Origin of the sequence: Rickettsia africae ESF-5 (assembly GCF_000023005.1) — a bacterium.
In the GTDB taxonomy this organism is placed as follows: Bacteria; Pseudomonadota; Alphaproteobacteria; order Rickettsiales; family Rickettsiaceae; genus Rickettsia; species Rickettsia rickettsii.
In genome coordinates, this window is record NC_012633.1 from 768554 (window position 1) to 787737 (window position 19184).

A 19184-nucleotide genomic window follows, 5' to 3' on the forward strand; every position below is an offset into this window, starting at 1 on the left:
ACATTATAAACCAAATTACAAACATCAATATTATACTAGGTATTATAACCTAATTTTGCTAATACCATGGGTAGTGCTATCATACCGCTACCTATACAAGTACCTGAAATTAACAGGATTGAACCAATAAGTTTTTGCATAATTTAATGAAGTTTAGATTAAAGCAAAGGACTTAATTTTTGTTAAAAAGAAACTCAGCTAAAAAAAGACGATAAGAATTTTAAAGAATAAAAAGTTTTGATAAGTAAAATTAACATTCGTATAATTTTGTTAAAACATATGTAGCGGTATAGTATAATTATATTAATAATTTATGTAAAATTATTAATCTTGCTTTTTAAGGGTATTTTTATATATTCTTATTAGACCTCTTCCCAAACCAACTTATAGAGAGGAATTTAACGGAGACACGGGACACAGCACCACAGCATATATAGAAATACGTGAAGATGCGAGTACCGAATCGACGTATAAATTATCTCTAGAAACGACGCTTGGGAAGAGGTCTATTGAAAATTACTATATTTAAAAATGCATAGATTAGCTAAAATAATTAGTAATGCAGGAGTTTGTTCTAGGCGTGATGCTGAAAAGCTGATAGTTGAAGGACAGGTAAAAGTAGACGGCGTTACAATTTTATCACCAACTACAAATGTTGATATTAGTAATCAAATTGAAGTATCAGGCACATTAATCAATAATATACACAAACCAAGGCTTTGGATTTATTACAAACCTGTTGGTTTAATTACCACTCATAAAGATCCTTTATCTCGTAAAACGGTGTTTGAACAGCTAACCGGTTTACCTCGTGTTATTTCAATAGGTAGGCTGGATTTAAATAGCGAAGGTTTATTATTACTAACTAATAGCGGTGATTTAGCTCGTCAGTTTGAGCTCCCCTCAAGTAGGTTAAAGCGAGTATATCATGTTAGGGCGTATGGGAAGTCTGATATTCTACTAAAAAGCAATTATAAAAATTTAGAAATTGACGGGATATTTTATAACCCTCATTCGATAAAATTACTTAAGCAAAATAAAACTAATTGTTGGTTTGAAGTAGTTTTATTTGAAGGAAAAAATCGTGAAATTAGAAGAATATTCGAGTATTGTGGACTAAAAGTTAACAAATTAATTAGGATTCAATATGGTAGTTTTACAATAGATAATCTAAAACCCGGAGATTATAAAGAAATAAATAATAAAATACTGGAAAATCATTAGTAATGTGTTATTATTAATACATTTTAACTAATCATATAGAATACATATGACAAATCTTAATATATATAAATGTACAGAAAAAGACCTAAACGATTACCTTGGTTATATAAAAGATACCCCTAGTGTCTCGCTAAATGATTTTATCAAAAATAAATATTTCGCTGAAGATAATGATAACATTATCATTACTAGTTTAGAAAATATGGAAATTAACGCAGATTTAGCCAATGCTAATTTCCAAGGTACAATACTAACAGATGCCGTATTTAATAATTGTGACTTAACAAATACCATATTATGTGATTCAGATTTAACAAATGTAAAATTTAATGATTGTACATTTATCGGTACCGACTTTAGAGGAGCAAATCTTCATTATACAGATTTTAATTATAAAGATTATGATAACTATAAAATTCCCAATCTCAAAGATAAAATACGAGATATAAAACTATCTTTTTCAGATCTTGCAAGATTAAATCAATATATAGATAAAGATTTAGAAAAAGAACATATCAAAGAAATAGTTATAGATGAAGCTACGAAGACAAAGAAATATATTTTGGCTGGAGAAGACGAAAAAACTTTATGGGACATCAAATCAAAAGAACTAAAGACTAAGCAAGAAGAGTTAGAAACTCTAAAGCAAAATTTAGATAATCCTGGGATTGCTACCAATCTTTTAAATGCTTTTTGGAATAGTGCAGAAACTATTGCTAGAAACCGACAAAACGAACTAGAAAAAATCAACAAGTTACAGCATGAAGTAAACAAATTAGAAACTGAAGTATATGCTTTAGATAATCTTAGAATGTTCTGCGGTAAGGGTTTAGATGGTATTTTTGAGCAGTTAAAAGACGAAGAAATACAAATAACACTAGACCCATCATATATTATAGGTTCGACTGCCACAGAACGAGATATACCGAAAGAATATATAAAATTAACTTCTGTCGAATTTGATCTATATTTAGCTGAAGCAGCAAAACAATCCAATACAAAATTATCTCTTACCGAATTTGTTAGAAAGCAAAAAAATCTTTCAGAAGATTTAAATATAGTTCCTGATCTTTCAGCGATTAATTTATCAGGTAAAACTCTTACTAATCTTAACCTGAAGAACACATTATTTGCTTCAGCCAACTTAGAGAATGTCAAAATCTCAAATTGTAATTTAGATTTTACTAATTTTGAAGGAGCTAATTTACAAAATGCCGTTTTTCAAAATGTTACGGCTCGTAACGCAGGATTTCTTTTTGCTGATCTTAAAAAGAGCAAAATTGAAAATAGTGATATGTCAAGAGCTTACATGCCTAAAGTAGATTTATCTGAAGTAGAGGTAACAAATAGCAAATTTAATGCGGTTATGATGGTTAATGCCGATGCCGAAAAGTTAATTATTAAAGATTCAGAATGGACAAATTCTAATCTTACCGGTATATCACTTGCCTATGCAGATATGCAAAGAGTTCAAATGCAGGGGGTAGTTTTAAATAATGCACTTCTAGATCAAGCAAATATCGTTTCTACTAATCTTGAAAATGTTTTTATGAATAAAACACATGCATTAGAAGCAAAATTTAAAGAGCAATGTAACATGCAAGGCATAACTGCAAGAAATGCCTATTTTAGCGATGCTGAATTTGAAAATATACTATCTTTAAAAGAAGCTGACTTAAGAGAAGCTATAATGCAGCGTGTTAAACTTAAGAACGCTGATTTAACAAAAGCACAGCTTGATAAAGCAAATCTTGAATATGCCGATCTTACAAACGCTACGCTTACTAATGCAACTGCACAATTTGCTAAGTTAAGTAATGCTACTTTAGAAAAAGCAGAAGCCGAGGGATTAAATATTTCGGATGCTATTGCTAAAAATATTAATGCTAAGGAAGCTAACTTTAAAAATACAATTATGCAGCGTGCCGATCTTACTAAAGCCAATTTCACTAAAGCAGTGTTGGAAAATGCCGATATGCAAGCAGTGGAAGCAGCCGAGGCTATATTTAAAGAAGCAAATCTAAAACAAGCGAATCTAAAAGCAGCAAATCTAGCTGGAATTAATAAAGAAGGAGCAGATTTTGATAAAGCAAAAATCAACGATGCTACAAAGATGCATGATACTAAAGGTGAGGCTAAAGGGAATTTAGATCATCAAGATAAAGACGGTAAAAAAACATCTGTCAATGTTAACGAACATGCTAAATTACAAGATAAAATTCATGCAAGAGAGAAAAGCGGTTGGTTTCTGAAAACCGGAGTAGGACAGCTTTGTACAAAACTTGCTAAAAGTACTACATCAGGAATTAGCCGCGTAACAAAATTTTTAGCAAGTAAAAAATTTGTAGTAGGACTTGCCGTAGTAGCCGGTCTTGCAGTAGCAGCTGCACCTTTCGTAGCAATGCCTGTGTTATTGGTCACCGGCACGGCCCTTACTACTAAAGCTTTCATTCTAGGAGCAGGTATTGTGGCCGGAGGGCTAATCGCTACCGGAACTTATAAACTCACTCAAAAACCTTTACGCAATCTTCAGAAGTCATTTGAAAACTTAACTAGTAGTATAGATAAATATATCTCACCACCTCCTAAAAATATTGATGAATTAGTAACAGCAAAACAACAAGCAAGACAAAAAGCTGAGACAGAAAAATCTAAAAAAAGGGAAGAAAATTTAAATAATGTTAATAATAATATTGATAAAGCTAAAGAACAAGATCTTTTAAAACAAGCACAAAATAATTTAAACCAAGCAACGCCAAAAGTAGAAATCAAAGAAAAGAAAGATAAAACTGTAGAAAAACAACAAGCAAAATCTAATACATTCGCAGCAAAATTCAAGCCTAACACTAAAGGCAAAGGATTTGCCACAAAAATAAAAGACGAAAAAAAATCACACTCAATAAAAGAAGCATATAACTAAATAAGTGTTAAAAATAATATCCGGTAAATATAGAAACCAAATTATACCTACCGCTAAAAATATCAAATATCGACCTTCCACCGGTAAGCTCAAAGAGGCAATATTTAGTGTATTAACCTCCGGTGAGTTTACCGGTAATAAATTATTTAACGAAAATACTCACATTCTCGATTTATTTGCCGGTAGCGGTAGCCTTGCTTTTGAGAGCATATCAAGAGGAGCAGGTTTTGCTACCTTAATTGATATTGATACATCCTCATTAAAAATAGCAGAAGGGTTTGCTAAATCTCTAAACATTGAAAATAATGTTAATTTCGTTAATATTAATGCTTTAAATCTACCGAAAGCTACTAGACATCTTTTTAAACCAGCTTATAGAGAGGGATCTAAAGGAGACACGGAACACAGCACCGCAGCGTACACACTAGTACGTGAGGATGCGAGTACCGGATCGACGTCTAAATTACCTCTAGAAGCGAAGTTTGGGAAGATGTCTAATAAATCATTTGATCTTGTCTTTATAGACCCCCCTTATCATAAAAATATAGTGCCTAAAGTAATGAAACTGCTGATAAAAAATAATTGGCTCAAAGACGGTGCTATTATAGTTATTGAGATGGCTAAAACAGATGATTATATTTTAGATGAAAATATTGAAATTATACGTGAAAAACTATATGGTAAGAGTAAGCTGTTGGTTTTGAGCTTTACCGTCATTCCCGCGAAGGCGGGAATCCAGTAACACATATAAAATATAAAAACTTGTTTTTATATTTTTATTTTATTAATAGTATGTAATTTTGTACCTGTATTAAGGTTATTTTTTCTGGATTCCCGCTTTCGTGGGAATGACATAGAACCGCGTAACAAGACATTAAAAAACAAACATGACCAAAAAACATTACATATGTTCTAACTGTGGAAATATTAGTCCTAAATGGTCAGGGCAGTGCTTTGATTGCGGTGTATGGGGTAGTATTGTCGAAGAGATAATAAGTACAAATCAAGCAATTGTTAAAGTCGGTAGTAAGCAAGACTTCGATAAGCTTTCAGGGCATGTAACCGAGCAGTTACGCATCCCTACCCCTATAGGTGAATTCAATAGAGTACTAGGCGGCGGTTTAGTGCTTGGTTCTGCTATATTAATAGGAGGAGACCCTGGTATAGGCAAATCTACTTTGTTACTACAGCTAGCAGCAAGTAACTTTGCATCAAAGATTAATTGCTTATATATAACAGGCGAAGAATCGTTAGACCAAATAAAATTAAGGGCCATAAGGCTAAACCTAACTAACTATAATACCGATATTTTAGCAGCTACTAATTTGGAAGATATTATTGCGAGTATAGAAGCTAATAAAAATAATATTGATTTAATAGTGATTGATTCTATTCAAACAATTACCACAAAAGAATTATCATCGCCTCCAGGCACTGTTTCGCAAATTCGTACATGTGCAAATGAGCTTGTTAATTATGCTAAGCAAAACAATATAATTATTTTATTAAGCTGTCACGTCACTAAAGACGGACAACTAGCAGGTCCTAAGATACTTGAACATTTAGTTGATACCGTGCTATATTTTGAGGGAGATCATAATAATCATTTCCGTATTTTACGCTCATATAAAAATCGTTTTGGCGGTGTGGGTGAAATAGGAGTATTTGAGATGAGCGGCAGCGGGCTTATTGAAGTAACAAACCCGTCTGAACTATTTTTAATGCAGCGAGAACAGAACGTTATAGGTACGTCTATTTTTGCAGGAATCGAAGGTTCAAGACCGTTACTTATGGAAGTACAAGCCCTTATAGTACCCTCAAATATGGTAACTCCTAGACGCTCTGCGGTGGGCTGGGATGCTAATAGATTATCAATGATACTTGCCGTACTTAGTAGTAGGATAGGACTGAATCTTGCTAATTATGAGGTATATTTAAGCATTGCGGGGGGACTTAAAATTGCCGATCCTGCTTCTGATTTAGCAGTAACAGCGAGCTTAATATCTGCTGCAACCGGCAACCCTGTACCCGAACATAGCGTCTTTTTCGGCGAAATCAGTTTATCGGGTGAAATAAGAAAAACCGCAAAAGCAGAAACAAGAATAAAAGAAGCCGTAAAACTTGGATTTAATAAGATTATCTGCTCTAAATTTGAAAATTTAACGTATGACTTCATGTCTTCCGTCTCACATTTAAAGGACCTAAAAGAGATAATTAAATGAGTATAGTTTATGAAATAAGAAATTTGGAAGAAGCACGTAATTTTTTATCTAGTGTAGAAGAACAGCTGATATTAACAAATCATGCCTCTAGCGTAAAATATTACGGTATGCTAGCAATTGATTACATGTTTAAAACTCTAAGTAAAGAATTTCCGGAAAAAGTTTTAGATCTTACCGTAAATGTAGGAGAGGATCACGCCGCTTTATTTACTGCAATCAAACTAGGGTATAAGAATATATCATATACAGGCAATTCTGAGGAAGCTAGGGGGTTGTTGTACGAATATCAAACCGTCATTGCGAACGACTGAAAGGAGCACGGCAATCCAGAAAATAATTAAAAAAATGCTAAAAATTAGCATTTTTAACTGGATTGCTTCGTCAATTACTCCGTAATTTTCCTTGCAATGACGAAAATTTAATAAAAAACCATGAATATCAAAGATATAGGAGTAATAATTGCTAAAAAAACTTTGAAAGAAAATACATTTATTATTACGGTTTTTACTAAAAATCATGGTTTATATTCGGGAGTTGTAAAAGAATTTTCTAAAAAAAGTAAATTTATATATCAAGAAGGGAATATTATAGATTTTCTTTGGCAGGCAAGATTACATGAACATATTGGCATGGCTAAATGTGAACTCATTAAATCTTACACCGGTTATTTTATCACAAATAAAGCTAAATTATATGCCTTTAATTCCGTTATATCTTTAATCAAAGAGTTATTTCATGAAAGAGAAGAACATTCTAAATTTTTTTCATTTCTAATTAACTATTTAGATAATTTATCAAAGAATTTTTGTTTTCGTGATTATATTAATTTTGAGCTAGCTTTACTTGCCGAGACGGGTTATAAGCTTGATCTTACCAAATGCGGCGTGAGCCATGTTACAACTGATTTAATCTATGTATCACCTAAATCAGCTAGAGCATTATCATATGCAGTAGGAAAACCTTATAAAGATAAATTATTGATGTTACCAAGATTTTTACTTTCAGATAATAGTGAGATTACATTAGAAGAAAAACGGCAAGCTTTAGCTCTAACAAACTATTTTTTTAATAGATATTTATTTCATAATAATAGACAGGTTGAAGCACGCCAAACTTTTATTGAATATACTTTAAATAATTTTTAGAGACTATATTTTTACTTTTATTTTTCTTATTTTATGATATACTTACTTAAGTAATTACTTAAATAAGTATGTAATATGACTAGAATAAGCATAGATATACCAAACGAATTACATCATTTTCTTAAAGTTCACACTGCACATAAAAATGATACTATTATGAATTTTGTAAGAGAAGCGATATATCATAAAATAGCACAGGAAAAAGCATTAAATGCAGAATCAATAAAAATATTAGAAGAATCAGCAAAAGGTTTAAATATTAATAAATATTCTGCGTATAAAGAAATGTATAAAAAGCTTAATTTAATATGATTCTGCAAACCTTCTACTATTTTATTCCATGTCATTTTTGCTTTCGCAGGAATGACATAAGGACTTTTTAAAAATTTCCTGGTACACTATCTATATACATACCGGTACACATAGTGACTTATTCAAATAATAATCTATGAAAATACTAGCATTTGACACAGCCAATAATACTGCATCGGTAGCAATATCCGAAAATGAGAATATCCTTGCATGTATAGAAGAGTTACGTCCTTCTATGCAAGCAGAAAATCTAATGCCGATGATAGAAGACGTGATGAAATCAGCTAAATGTGCATATGATGATTTAGATTATTTAGCGGTAACTAACGGACCCGGTAGCTTTACCGGCATTAGAATAGGACTTGCTAGTGCTAAAGGTATATTATTTTCCAAGGAGAATATTAAAGCAGTAGCGGTTAGCAATTTTGAATATGCTTATTTTAGAGCCATAACTCAAGTTACAGATTATGATAAAATATATGTCTTTTTAAACGCTTATCGCTCACAGCTTTATATGCAAGTTTTTCATAAATCAGGACAAATAGAAGAGCCGTTATTGATAGATTTCGAGTATGCTATACAACTGCTTACAAATGAGAAAGGGAATATAGTTTGTTGCGGTAGCGGACTTGAATTTATATATCACCAAATTATGCATTTGCCGAATATAATAACCTTGCCACGTTTTGCACGAGTTAAAGCTTGGGTTACCTGTAGATATATTGCTAGTAGATTGTCGAGCGATGTAAAATTAAATAACTCTATCGAGCCACTATACATACGCCCTCCTGATGCTAAAATCGCAATCAATTATGCCATTCCTAGTGAAAAGTAGGAATCCATTTACTGGATTTCTATAATCAACGAAATGATATAAGCGCTTTATTATAAGTATACTACATCATCTTCATAATTAAAGACTCCAAAATTATAAGATAATTTCATAGTAAAATCACTATTAGAGTATTCTACTTGATTGTCTGATACTTTTATTTCATCTTCATAATCAAAGAATCCGGAATCACTATCAGATACTGCACCTGATTCTTGCTTTACACACTTCTTGTCGTGTATTAAGGCTATTATTTGCCCAACTAATGATTTCGATAAATCATGATTATCCGAGTCAATAATATCAATGATTCTTACTAGACTTTCATCTGAGGCGTGCGAAATTATTGGTGCTAGCTTATCATTTGAAATATGGCTCATGATTCTTACTAAATTTTTATTTGGAATAATATCAAAATTTTCTGCAAGCTTTTCTTCTCCTGCTAAAATAATTATATTTTCAAGCTGTTCATCAGAAATATCCTCATCTGATAATTTTTTTAGTTCCTGCTCGGTAAGCTTTTCTAAAGAAAGGGTAGTATCCATATATGTATTTAATTTATCTACTGGAATAAATTGCATTAATTTTTCAAAATGCTCCGGCAAAATATAATGAACTAATTTTTGTGCTTGTTCATCAGAAATATTATTTATTAATTCTACCAATTTTTTATATGTTATCTTTTCAAAAACTTCATCTAATGCATTTTCAGACGTGTTTAAAATTGCTTCTACTAACTCATTATCAGGAAGAGTTTCTAGTTGATCTAAGAGATTAAATGTTTCTTCAGCGTTATTATTTAAATAAGAAAAAACTTTATTACTCACAAAATTAAAAGTTTCAGCAACTTTAGAAGAAAGAATACTAGATGTATTTTTTATAAAATTAAAACTCTTTACTCCGAAATCATAAACTGTTTTTAATGATGAACTAAATGTACTGAAAAAACCTTTACTTTTAGGTGTGTTAGTTACTTTTTCACTACCATCAAGCTTATTTAAAAGATCTGTAAATCTGATTTGAGAGATGCCTAGAGTATCTGGCTGACCTTTTACTGCTTCTTGGAAGATTATTTTAGAATTTAAAAAAGGATATTTAGCTTGAGCTTCTACTATTTTTTTATTACATCTTGCACTTTTTTCGTCATACTGCTTAATTGAATTATCTCACGCTGCTAAAAAATCAGTATTTTCTTCTTGCTTAGTAGGAGAAGTTATAAACTCAAATTCATCGTTAGCAAGATAGGAGGCTGACTTTGGAGAGGTATTATTTGGGATTAAATTTTGTAACTTATTAAAAATTAATGTTATGGCCATAATTTTTCCTCATTTCTGATTATAATAATCAACATTGCATTATAATAGAAATTATGAGGAGGTCAAGATAAAGGCTAATAATTATTAACTTTTTATTATATTTTACTTAAAATTGATTAATTTATCAAAAAGGGATATTCTACTAAATGTCATGCCCGCGAAAGCAGGGCATTGTTGCGTGGTTCTAACTTTTCGTCATTGCGAGGAAATTACGAAGCAATCTCAGGAGTTTGTTATTATTTCATGAGATTGCCATGCAGTCTACAACTACTCGCAATGACGATTTAGTAGTATCCATGCAACAACGCCGCAGTACTTGTATGATAAGGTAGCCAATTTTTGAAGTTCAACGAGTATATTATAATTGTCTTTGTTCTTGAATTAGCTCAAAAACTTCAACTGTGTCTCCTTCTCTAATATCTTGGTAATTTTCAAATGCTATACCACACTCATATCCTTCTCTAACTTCTTTAACTTCATCTTTAAAGCGTTTTAAAGTTTTGAGTTTTCCTTCATGCATGACTACATTATCACGTAATAAGCGTACGCCCGCTCCTTTCTTAATAATCCCTTTAGTTACATAACTACCTGCGATTTTGCCAACTTTGGTAATATTAAATATTTGTCTAATTTCTGCGCTTCCGATATACTGCTCTCTAACGATCGGATCAAGCATACCGCTCATAATGGCTTTTATATCATCAATTAAATGATATATTATACTATAATATCGAATATCGACTTTTTCTTTTTCTGCGGCAGTTAAGGCATTTGCCCCTGCTCTAACGTTAAAGCCGACAATAATAGCCGAAGAAGCATGTGCAAGAGATACATCGGATTCCGTTATCGGACCTACGCCGCTATGAAGTATACGAAGCTTTATCTCATCACTCGGTAATTTTAATAAGCTACCTGAAATAGCTTCAACCGAGCCTTGAACATCACCTTTAATAATTAAAGGTAATTCCTTAATTTTACTATTACCGGAAGCTTTTAAAAACAAATCTTCTAAACTTGAACGCGGTGCAATAGATATTTTTTTTTCTTTAGCAAGACGCATTCTATATTCGGCTATATCTTTTGCTTGTTTCTCATTTTGTACTACGTTAAATTTATCACCGGCAAAAGGCACTTCATTTAACCCCTGAATTTCTACAGGAACAGACGGAGTTGCTTCTACTATTTCTAGTCCCTTATCATTAGTCATCTTTTTAACTTTACCGTAAGCAGTACCAGCTATTATAATATCACTGTTTCTTAAAGTACCTCGCTGCACTAATATAGTGGTTAGCGTTCCTCTTCCTTGTTCAATTTTTGACTCGATTACAACACCGGCAGCTGAACCGAAAGGATTTGCCTTTAAATCCTGCATTTCTGCAATTAATAAAATTGCTTCTTCAAGTTTATCTAAGTTAATTTTCTTTAGTGCCGAGATAGGAATAATCATAACGTCACCACCTGCCTCTTCGCCGATAATTTCATGGACATATAATTCGTTCTTTACACGCTCAATATCAATATCAGGCTTATCAATCTTATTAATAGCTACAATTATAGGAACGCCCGCTGCTTTTGCATGATTAATTGCCTCAACCGTTTGCGTTTTGATTCCATCATCTGCTGCGACCACTATAATAACTATATCCGTTACTTTAGCACCTCTTGACCGCATTTCCGAAAAAGCTTCATGCCCCGGAGTATCAATAAAAGTAATTGCTCTACCGTCTGCAAGAGTTACTCTATAAGCCCCAATATGTTGTGTAATTCCGCCTAGCTCACCTGCAGCAATATCTGTAGACTTAAGAGAGTCAAGCAATGAGGTTTTACCATGATCGACATGACCCATTACCGTCACAACCGGAGCACGCGTTCTTAAATCCTCAACCTTATCATCACTAATTAAAACATTTTCAACATCTGACTCTTGGACTCTTGTTACCGTATGCCCTAAATTTGTTGCAACTAATTCTGCCGTATCGGCATCTATTGTTTGGCTAGCATTTGCAAGAATACCGAGTTTCATTAATCCTTTAATTACATCAGCCACTCTTTCAGACATAGCATTTGCAAGATCGCCGACTCCGATAGCTTCCGGGATCGTTACTTCTCTATATACTTTCTCAGGTGCTTGTGATACTAATTTACGCTTTTCTTTTTCTCTAGCTCTTTTTATAGAAGCAAGACTTCTAGTTCTACCGCTGCCGCTTTCGTCGTCGCTAAGCATATTGAAAAGATCGGCTTTTTTGAATTTTTTTGGCTCTTCTAGCTTAATTTTTGGTGCTATTATTTTACTCTCTGCTGTTTTATCTAATTCTTTCTCTGATTCTATACCGTAACGTGTTCGCATTCCTACTAAAGGAGACTTTACAAAAGTTTCTTCTTTCTTTTTAGGTATTTGTGACGGTATATCTTCATCATCTTGAACGATTTTAGCACTAACTTCTACTTTATTTTCTTCGGTATTTTGCTGTTTTTGTTCAACTTCTTTATCAGTTTCCAGCGGTTCTATTTTTGAGTTAGCAGACTGGTTAATACTTGCAAGTTTGCTTAAAGTGCTTATTTTTAAAGGGTCATTTAATTGAGATTGCTCAGCAGCTTTTTTAAGAATAGATAAACGTCTGTTAAATTCTTCCTTATTAGCATCAATAACAGTTTGATCTAAACTATTCCTTTCTTTATTTAATGAAAGGGTAGTAGCACTACCGGTAGAGCTTTTTCTCACTTCTACTAGCGTTTTAGATTTAGCATTAACAAAGCTTTGAGCTCCTGTAAGAGAGTCAAAAGACTTATTAAGCGATAATTTTGAATTGCCAAGTGTCAACTTTTTGGGTTTGATTTCCTGGTTATCCGTCATATTTAAAACCTTTGTGTTTCTGTTTTTTTCCGTCTACTACTTGATTATGTCATTCCTAACTAAAAGCGGCGTTGCTCGCATGGCTCGTTTATGTCATTCCCGCGAAAGCGGGAATCCACTAAAATTTATAAAAAAAACTTATTTTTATAGGTTTATTTTTCAAGGACGCCCTAATTACTAAGCTATTTATTCTGGATGCCTGCTTTCACAGGAATGACATACACCCTACATTCAACCCACTAACTATCCTTCAATGCACCATGCTGTCTAGCAGTTTTAATCAGCAATTTAATATTTTCGTCCGTTATATTAGAATTTGGAGCTAAATTTTTAAATTCATTTACACTCATCTCTCCTAAATCTTCTATGGTCTTTATACCATATTCGGCAAATTGTAATATTAATTCAAGCGATAATTCTAATATATCTATTAATTCTTGCTCAACTCCTAGATCCTCTAGCTTTTTGATAATCTTTTCATTCTTAAGGTCGACGTAATTAATAGCTCGATTTTTAATCTCTACGGCAAGTTCTTCCTCAAAGCCTTCAATTCTTGTTAAAGTACTAATCTCACTACTAGCAATTTGTTCTACTGAATTAAATCCCGTTACCGATAAAAGCTGACCTATAACTTCTTCAACATCTAAAGCTTCCATAAATAATGCCGTAGAAGTTAAGAACTCTTCATTTCTTCTTTTTGATTCTTGCTCTTCGGTCATTATATCGATATTCCAACCTGTAAGCTGAGAAGCTAAACGAACATTCTGCCCTCTTCTACCTATTGCAATACTTTGATTTTCTTGCGAAACTACTACTTCTACCTTATGCCTATCCTCATCAATCAAAATTTTTGTGATTTCCCCAGGTGCAAGCGGTGCAAGAGCATTAACTATAAACTGTGCAAGATCATTACTCCATAATACTATATCAATTTTCTCTCCGTTTAATTCATTTGTTACGGCTTTTACTCTATTACCTCTAATACCTACGCATGAGCCTACGGGATCTATACTACTATCCGAAGCAAATACCGCTATTTTTGCTTTTGAACCGGGATCACGTGCTACTGATTTTATTTGAATAATAGATTCAAGAATTTCAGGTACTTCTAGCTTAAATAGTTTAACTAGCATCTGGTTATCTACTCTAGACAAGAAAATCTGCGGTCCTTTTGTTTCTTGCCTTACATCCTGTACATATGCTTTTATACGATCATTAGGTTTAAAATTCTCACCCTTAATTAATTGATCTTTTTTTATTATTGCTTCAGCACGACTCAGGTCAACTATTATATCACCGTATTCTATTCTCTTAACTATCCCATTTATAATTTCGCCTTTTCTATCTTTAAAGTCATGATATTGTTTTTCACGTTCAGCTTCTATAACACGTTGAGTTATAACTTGTTTTGCAGCTTGAGCCGATACTCTAGCATGATCAATCGGCGGTAAATATTCATATATCTCATCACCGATTTTAGCTTCCGGATTCTTTATTAAAGCTTCTTCAAGTGAGATTTGCGTTAAGTAATCTTCTACATCTTCTACTATTTTTAAGATCCTTAAAAGATTTATCTCACCGGTTTTCCTATTTATCTGAGCTTTAATATTATATTCATTACCGTATTTTTTTCGTCCTGCTGCTTGTACCGCTTGTTCAACCGTTGAAATCAAAATTTCTTTTGATATTCCTTTCTCACGAGCTACAGAATCTATAATTTGTAAAATTTCTACATTACCTATATTAGACATACATTATCTCTTATTGCTTTAGCAATTTTTTAAATACTTCTTCAGTTAAAACTAGATTAGCATTTTTAATTAAATCATAATCAATTAGTACTTCTTGTTCTTCACATTTTAAATATATTTTATTATTTTCGGCTTTAATTATTTTACCCTGATAACGAGTTTTGCCGTTCAATAATTCTTTAAGTGTGATTTTAACTTCTCTTTCTAAAAATCTATTATAATTTTCAAACTTTACTAACGGACGTTCAAGACCGCTTGATGCTACCTCTAAAGAATATGCAGCTTCTATTAAATCTTCAACATCTAGAATAGCGGAGATAGTCCTACTTGCTTTAGTACAATCTTCCACAGATATTTTTTCGCTGTTTAAGCTATCAATCAATATCTCGACTACTTTAGGGTTAACACCTTTAAACTTCACAAGAACTAACTCAAACCCCATATCTGTCAAGGATTCTTCTATTACGTTTGCTATTTGTTGTTCAATAGTTTGCATATTTGATATTTATAACAAAAAAGGTGGGATAAACCCACCTATCTATAATTTTTATAATGCTTATCCGTAACGAAAATACACTAATTAGAATATATAAGCAATATTTAACTTTATATTTTTGTAAAACTACATATTCATAAAGGGGCAAATACTCGATAATCCCTCTGGTCTGCTTAGAGATGGATCATAGTCTCCTCCTGATGAATAAAACGCTTCTACATGAATCTGAGTATACACATAACCCCCATTTTCGCTTCTAATATATGCTGCACATGATCGTTAAAAGAATGAGGACCACAAATTTCATCAGTTTCACCTTTTAAAAGGCCTCATAAAAATTCTTCAGCTATTCTACCGGTATGATAATGTATATTATCGTTCTCATTAATATTATTATAACTATCTTGAGTATAAAATTTATAGTGAATTTCAGTATCGCATATTGCTGCCATATCAGTTAATTTTTTTACAGCTGCATCTAATTGAAATGTATCACTGTTTTTATTTCTAGTAGAGTGAATAATGTGCATAACGACGGAAAGCTTAACATTTTCTTCATTTGTTATACTATTAATTCTAGAAATAGAATGGCTTGCCTCCCGACCCGCCGCTGATAAGAACGAGATCTTTATTGTTTTCTATATCCGATTCAATATATGAAGGGTGTACTTTTACCAGATGATTTTCAGAATCAAATAGATAATTTGTTACAGTTCCATTAGGATTTTTCTTTATTAAGTATTCATAATAATGACCTTCTTCATCATGACCGGTTTTTATAACTGTAAATTCACTGTATATTGCTCCTACTTTAACAGTAATAATTTGCCTATGTTTGTGCGGTATTACTTTTTGTTCAGCACTTTCTATTTCGATTTTTATTTTATGACTTTCAAAACTCGCTATATTATACTTTGCTTTTAATTCATCATATTGCTTCTTTTCAGCACTTACAAAATGCTTTCCTACTATATTTAATATTTCGGTTACCAGCTTGTTACCCTCATCTACATTTGATATAAGCTCTTCAGCAACAGGTTGACATAACTCTGAAAGAATATTATGCCCTACATGTATACCAACAATTTTTGATACCGCCCTTTTACATTTATGATCATTCTCTAATGCTTGGATTGGATCACTTCTAAAAGACCTACTTCATCTGTTTCGCTATATGCACTTAAAACCTTTAGAATACTACTGCCGGTAAGATTTAAAAAATTTTTCATTGCATTTGGCTGTATTCCTTTCTCAGGTTTTTCAGTATTAAAACCCTTACTATTAAAAAATTCATTTACCACTGCTTCATATTTAGTTGCTAAATTTCCATAAAAATTTAAAGATTTAGTAATATCAAAATTCTTAAATAGCTCAGCAGTTTTTCTTATTTCTCTCACTATAGTTGTTCTAGACATAATTACTCCTTTTTGAATAATATAACCTTTACTATAATATACATTTAAAATACATATTATAGTAACTAGACTTATATAGACGTTTTTTTGTATATTCAAGATAAAAATAAATAAAATTTTTATGCAGTTAACAAGTTTTACCGATTACGGATTACGTAGCCTTATATATCTTGCTTCAAAACCGGAAAGAATTTGTAGTGTAAAAGAGATATCAGAGTACCATAATATTTCCCTTAATCATTTGATAAAAGTGATTCATAGATTAGCACAATTAGGATATATTAATAGTAGTAAAGGAAAAGGAGGAGGAATTAAGCTAGCATTTAGCCCTTCTTCCATGAAGTTGGGAGATATAATAGAAAAATTAGAACCTAATATGGATATAGTAGAATGTTTCAATAAAAATACTAATAGCTGCAAAATTACAAATTCATGCCAATTTAAACATTTTATTAAAGAAGCAAGTGAAGCATTTATAAAAACATTGAATAATTATACATTAGAAGATGCAATGATTACTAAAACAATTCAAATTAAGGATAAACTATAGAAAAATAAGCGTTTTTCTTTTTCCGCATATTAAAAACTCTTGATTCCCCTTAGCTCCTAGTATTGGACTTGCTATTATACCGAATATTTTAAAATTATGCTCTTTCTCAAGCCAAGCTTTGATTTTATTGCATACTTTTTGATGTAAGAGAGGATTTTTAATAACTCCTCCCTGCTCTACTTCATGCTTTTCGACCTCAAACTGCGGTTTTATTAAAGCAATAAGCATGCAATCTTCTTTAACTAAATTTAGTACAGTCGGTAATATAGTAGTTAAACTAATAAAGCTGGCATCGCAAACAATTAAATCAGGTTTCGTTATTATTTGTTGATCGGTTAAATATCGTGCATTAGTCTTCTCAAGCACCTTAATGTGTGAATTGTCGCGTAATTTAGGATGAAGTTCGCCATAACCGACATCTACGGCAAAAATTAATTTTGCTTTACGCTCAAGTAACACTTCTGTAAAACCACCGGTGCTACTACCGATATCAATACAAACTAAATTTTCGGGATCAATTTTAAAATAATCCAAAGCGGCAATTAATTTTAATGCCCCTCTTGAAACATAATTATGCTGCGGTAGCTTTACCTTAATGTCGGTGTCATTTATATTAACCTGTATCCCAGGCTTAATTAACTGCTCATGCTTATTATGTACTTTACCTTGGATAATCAAACTTCGTGCTATGGTAATATCTGTTACAAAACCTTTTTGCAGCAAATATTTATCAAGCCTTATTTTAGTCATTACTGTTTAAATTTGAATTTAACTTATGTTATAAGGGCCCATTAGATAGAAAATATACAATTTGTCTAATTGAAAGTTACAGTTTCAATTAGACATAATATATTTGAGCCATACAATAATGCTGCAATTGAAGGGAACATGGTAATCTAGAAAAATATTCAAACCCTAACCAATATATGTCTTTTCTTACCGGCAGAGAGCTTTATAACTTTTTTATCGAGTAAGAAATTAGTGTTAATTATCATATTTTCATCTTCGACTAATCTATCATTTATCTTAGCACCATTCCCTCTTATAAGCTTGCGTGCTTCCGATTTAGAAGTAACAAGCCCTGCTTCATGAAATAATTCATATGCACTAATACCTGCTTGTAATACTTCCTTCTCTAAAACAACGGTAGGTAAATTCTCATCGATTTGTCCTTCTTCAAATATCTTTACTGCAGTTTCTAGAGCTGATTTTGCTGCCTGCTCCGAGTGACAAAGCTTAGTTAGCTCATAAGCAAGCTGTTTTTTAGCTGCATTAATATCTTCTGCCGCTAAACTCTCAAACCTATTAAGCTCTTCTTGAGTGAACTCGCTATATAATTTGGCAAATCTAACTATGTCGGCATCTTCGCAGTTACGCCAATATTGGTAATAATCATACGGGCTTAACAAATCTTCATTAAGCCATACCGCTCCCGCAGCAGTCTTGCCCATCTTAGCACCAGAGCTAGTCGTAAGTAGCGGTGTCGTCATACCGAATACTTCTTTGCCGCTTATTTTACGAATTAAATCCGCTCCCATTACGATATTGCCCCACTGATCACTACCGCCAAGCTGCAAGCTGCAATTGTAATGCTTGCTTAAATAGTAAAAATCATAGGCCTGCAATAACATATAGTTAAATTCTAAGAAGCTTAAATGCTGCTCACGCTCAAGCCTTAGTTTTACCGAATCCATAGTCAGCATACGGTTTACCGAGAAATAGCTACCGAAATCCCGTAGAAAATCTAGATAATTGAACGAATCTAACCACTCTGCGTTATCCAGCATAATAGCATCACTTTTACCGTCACCGAATTTGATAAACTTCGACAAAGATTTTTTAATACCTTCGGCATTTTTAGCTATATCTTCTTTGCTTACAATTTTGCGCACTTCGTCTTTCCAAGTAGGATCACCGATTTTACTCGTACCACCGCCGATAATTACAATAGGCTTATGCCCGTGCTGCTGAAGCAATCGCAGAATCATTATCTGCATTAAACTACCGATATGGAGTGATGTAGCAGTACAGTCAAAACCTATATACGCAGCTATTTTTGTTTCTTTCGTTATAGCAGTTAACCGATCCAAATCGGTACATTGATGGAAATATCCTTTATTTATAAATTCTTCTATAAAACGCATATA

General features: G+C 32.4%; 16 protein-coding genes and 2 pseudogenes. 9 read left to right on the top strand and 9 right to left on the bottom strand.

Going from position 1 to position 19184, the window contains the following annotated elements:
- Window positions 1-35 precede the first annotated feature (35 nt).
- A complete protein-coding gene (locus RAF_RS10780; protein ID WP_012150982.1) occupies window positions 36-140 on the bottom strand; it encodes an aromatic amino acid transport family protein in 105 nt (34 codons plus the stop codon).
- 391 nt (window positions 141-531) lie between these two features.
- On the opposite strand from RAF_RS10780, the gene RAF_RS04120 reads away from it, so the two are divergent.
- From RAF_RS04120 to tsaB, 8 genes are all read left to right on the top strand, one after another.
- Complete coding sequence (locus RAF_RS04120; protein ID WP_012719817.1) at window positions 532-1224, top strand: pseudouridine synthase; 693 nt, start codon at window positions 532-534, stop codon at window positions 1222-1224.
- Between the two features lie 46 nt (window positions 1225-1270).
- The gene (locus tag RAF_RS04125) at window positions 1271-4144 is read left to right on the top strand and encodes a pentapeptide repeat-containing protein (RefSeq protein ID WP_012719818.1); all 2874 of its coding nucleotides are present in this window, start codon (window positions 1271-1273) and stop codon (window positions 4142-4144) included.
- Between the two features lie 4 nt (window positions 4145-4148).
- A complete protein-coding gene (locus RAF_RS04130; RefSeq protein ID WP_012719819.1) occupies window positions 4149-4886 on the top strand; it encodes an RsmD family RNA methyltransferase in 738 nt (245 codons plus the stop codon).
- Between the two features lie 145 nt (window positions 4887-5031).
- Window positions 5032-6366 carry a DNA repair protein RadA gene (gene radA / locus RAF_RS04135; RefSeq protein ID WP_012719820.1) on the top strand — a complete coding sequence of 445 codons (1335 nt, stop codon included), beginning with the start codon at window positions 5032-5034 and terminating at the stop codon, window positions 6364-6366.
- Window positions 6363-6677: a hypothetical protein gene (locus tag RAF_RS04140; RefSeq protein WP_012719821.1), complete on the top strand. Its 315-nt coding sequence runs from the start codon at window positions 6363-6365 to the stop codon at window positions 6675-6677. The genes radA and RAF_RS04140 overlap by 4 nt, the downstream gene beginning before the upstream one ends.
- Before the next feature lie 120 nt (window positions 6678-6797).
- Window positions 6798-7511, top strand: coding sequence for a DNA repair protein RecO (recO, locus tag RAF_RS04145; RefSeq protein WP_012719822.1), 714 nt, complete (start codon window positions 6798-6800; stop codon window positions 7509-7511).
- Window positions 7512-7586: 75 nt separating this feature from the next.
- Window positions 7587-7823: a hypothetical protein gene (locus RAF_RS04150; RefSeq protein ID WP_041471889.1), complete on the top strand. Its 237-nt coding sequence runs from the start codon at window positions 7587-7589 to the stop codon at window positions 7821-7823.
- Between the two features lie 136 nt (window positions 7824-7959).
- On the top strand, window positions 7960-8658 hold the full coding sequence (tsaB, locus tag RAF_RS04155; protein WP_012719823.1) for a tRNA (adenosine(37)-N6)-threonylcarbamoyltransferase complex dimerization subunit type 1 TsaB: 699 nt from the start codon (window positions 7960-7962) through the stop codon (window positions 8656-8658).
- Window positions 8659-8708: 50 nt separating this feature from the next.
- On the opposite strand, the pseudogene RAF_RS04160 reads toward tsaB, so the two are convergent.
- From RAF_RS04160 to RAF_RS09910, 6 genes and pseudogenes are all read right to left on the bottom strand, one after another.
- Window positions 8709-9971: pseudogene (locus RAF_RS04160) on the bottom strand (hypothetical protein).
- Between the two features lie 358 nt (window positions 9972-10329).
- Complete coding sequence (infB, locus tag RAF_RS04165; protein WP_012719825.1) at window positions 10330-12825, bottom strand: translation initiation factor IF-2; 2496 nt, start codon at window positions 12823-12825, stop codon at window positions 10330-10332.
- A gap of 239 nt (window positions 12826-13064) precedes the next feature.
- Window positions 13065-14576 carry a transcription termination factor NusA gene (gene nusA, locus RAF_RS04170; RefSeq protein ID WP_012719826.1) on the bottom strand — a complete coding sequence of 504 codons (1512 nt, stop codon included), beginning with the start codon at window positions 14574-14576 and terminating at the stop codon, window positions 13065-13067.
- A gap of 10 nt (window positions 14577-14586) precedes the next feature.
- Window positions 14587-15072 carry a ribosome maturation factor RimP gene (gene rimP / locus RAF_RS04175; RefSeq protein ID WP_004998168.1) on the bottom strand — a complete coding sequence of 162 codons (486 nt, stop codon included), beginning with the start codon at window positions 15070-15072 and terminating at the stop codon, window positions 14587-14589.
- A 215-nt stretch (window positions 15073-15287) separates the two neighbouring features.
- Window positions 15288-15602 (bottom strand): annotated as a pseudogene (locus RAF_RS10610) (hypothetical protein).
- 591 nt (window positions 15603-16193) lie between these two features.
- Entirely contained in the window at window positions 16194-16487 is a 294-nt protein-coding gene (locus RAF_RS09910) for a hypothetical protein (RefSeq protein WP_012719827.1), read from the bottom strand.
- Window positions 16488-16608: 121 nt separating this feature from the next.
- Here RAF_RS09910 and RAF_RS04190 point away from each other — a divergent pair, with 121 nt between their 5' ends.
- Window positions 16609-17037, top strand: a complete 429-nt coding sequence (locus tag RAF_RS04190; protein WP_012719828.1) for an Rrf2 family transcriptional regulator — start codon at window positions 16609-16611, stop codon at window positions 17035-17037.
- Here the strand turns inward: RAF_RS04190 and RAF_RS04195 are convergent.
- Both RAF_RS04195 and tyrS read right to left on the bottom strand, forming a co-directional pair.
- Window positions 17032-17787 (bottom strand): TlyA family RNA methyltransferase, encoded by a 756-nt coding sequence (locus RAF_RS04195; RefSeq protein WP_012719829.1) that lies wholly within the window; start codon window positions 17785-17787, stop codon window positions 17032-17034. The genes RAF_RS04190 and RAF_RS04195 overlap by 6 nt on opposite strands.
- A gap of 158 nt (window positions 17788-17945) precedes the next feature.
- Entirely contained in the window at window positions 17946-19181 is a 1236-nt protein-coding gene (gene tyrS / locus RAF_RS04200) for a tyrosine--tRNA ligase (protein WP_012719830.1), read from the bottom strand.
- Window positions 19182-19184 lie beyond the last annotated feature (3 nt).

What these genes read in the sequence shown, in the direction of transcription:
- RAF_RS04120 (WP_012719817.1), top strand. Translation starts at nt 532, where the DNA reads ATGCATAGATTAGCTAAAATAATTAGTAATGCAGGAGTTTGTTCTAGG.
- tyrS (WP_012719830.1), bottom strand. Translation starts at nt 19,181, where the DNA reads ATGCGTTTTATAGAAGAATTTATAAATAAAGGATATTTCCATCAATGT.
- RAF_RS04195 (WP_012719829.1), bottom strand. Translation starts at nt 17,787, where the DNA reads ATGACTAAAATAAGGCTTGATAAATATTTGCTGCAAAAAGGTTTTGTA.
- RAF_RS04150 (WP_041471889.1), top strand. Translation starts at nt 7,587, where the DNA reads ATGACTAGAATAAGCATAGATATACCAAACGAATTACATCATTTTCTT.
- rimP (WP_004998168.1), bottom strand. Translation starts at nt 15,072, where the DNA reads ATGCAAACTATTGAACAACAAATAGCAAACGTAATAGAAGAATCCTTG.
- RAF_RS09910 (WP_012719827.1), bottom strand. Translation starts at nt 16,487, where the DNA reads ATGTCTAGAACAACTATAGTGAGAGAAATAAGAAAAACTGCTGAGCTA.
- RAF_RS04140 (WP_012719821.1), top strand. Translation starts at nt 6,363, where the DNA reads ATGAGTATAGTTTATGAAATAAGAAATTTGGAAGAAGCACGTAATTTT.
- RAF_RS10780 (WP_012150982.1), bottom strand. Translation starts at nt 140, where the DNA reads ATGCAAAAACTTATTGGTTCAATCCTGTTAATTTCAGGTACTTGTATA.
- tsaB (WP_012719823.1), top strand. Translation starts at nt 7,960, where the DNA reads ATGAAAATACTAGCATTTGACACAGCCAATAATACTGCATCGGTAGCA.
- nusA (WP_012719826.1), bottom strand. Translation starts at nt 14,576, where the DNA reads ATGTCTAATATAGGTAATGTAGAAATTTTACAAATTATAGATTCTGTA.
- recO (WP_012719822.1), top strand. Translation starts at nt 6,798, where the DNA reads ATGAATATCAAAGATATAGGAGTAATAATTGCTAAAAAAACTTTGAAA.
- radA (WP_012719820.1), top strand. Translation starts at nt 5,032, where the DNA reads ATGACCAAAAAACATTACATATGTTCTAACTGTGGAAATATTAGTCCT.
- infB (WP_012719825.1), bottom strand. Translation starts at nt 12,825, where the DNA reads ATGACGGATAACCAGGAAATCAAACCCAAAAAGTTGACACTTGGCAAT.
- RAF_RS04190 (WP_012719828.1), top strand. Translation starts at nt 16,609, where the DNA reads ATGCAGTTAACAAGTTTTACCGATTACGGATTACGTAGCCTTATATAT.
- RAF_RS04125 (WP_012719818.1), top strand. Translation starts at nt 1,271, where the DNA reads ATGACAAATCTTAATATATATAAATGTACAGAAAAAGACCTAAACGAT.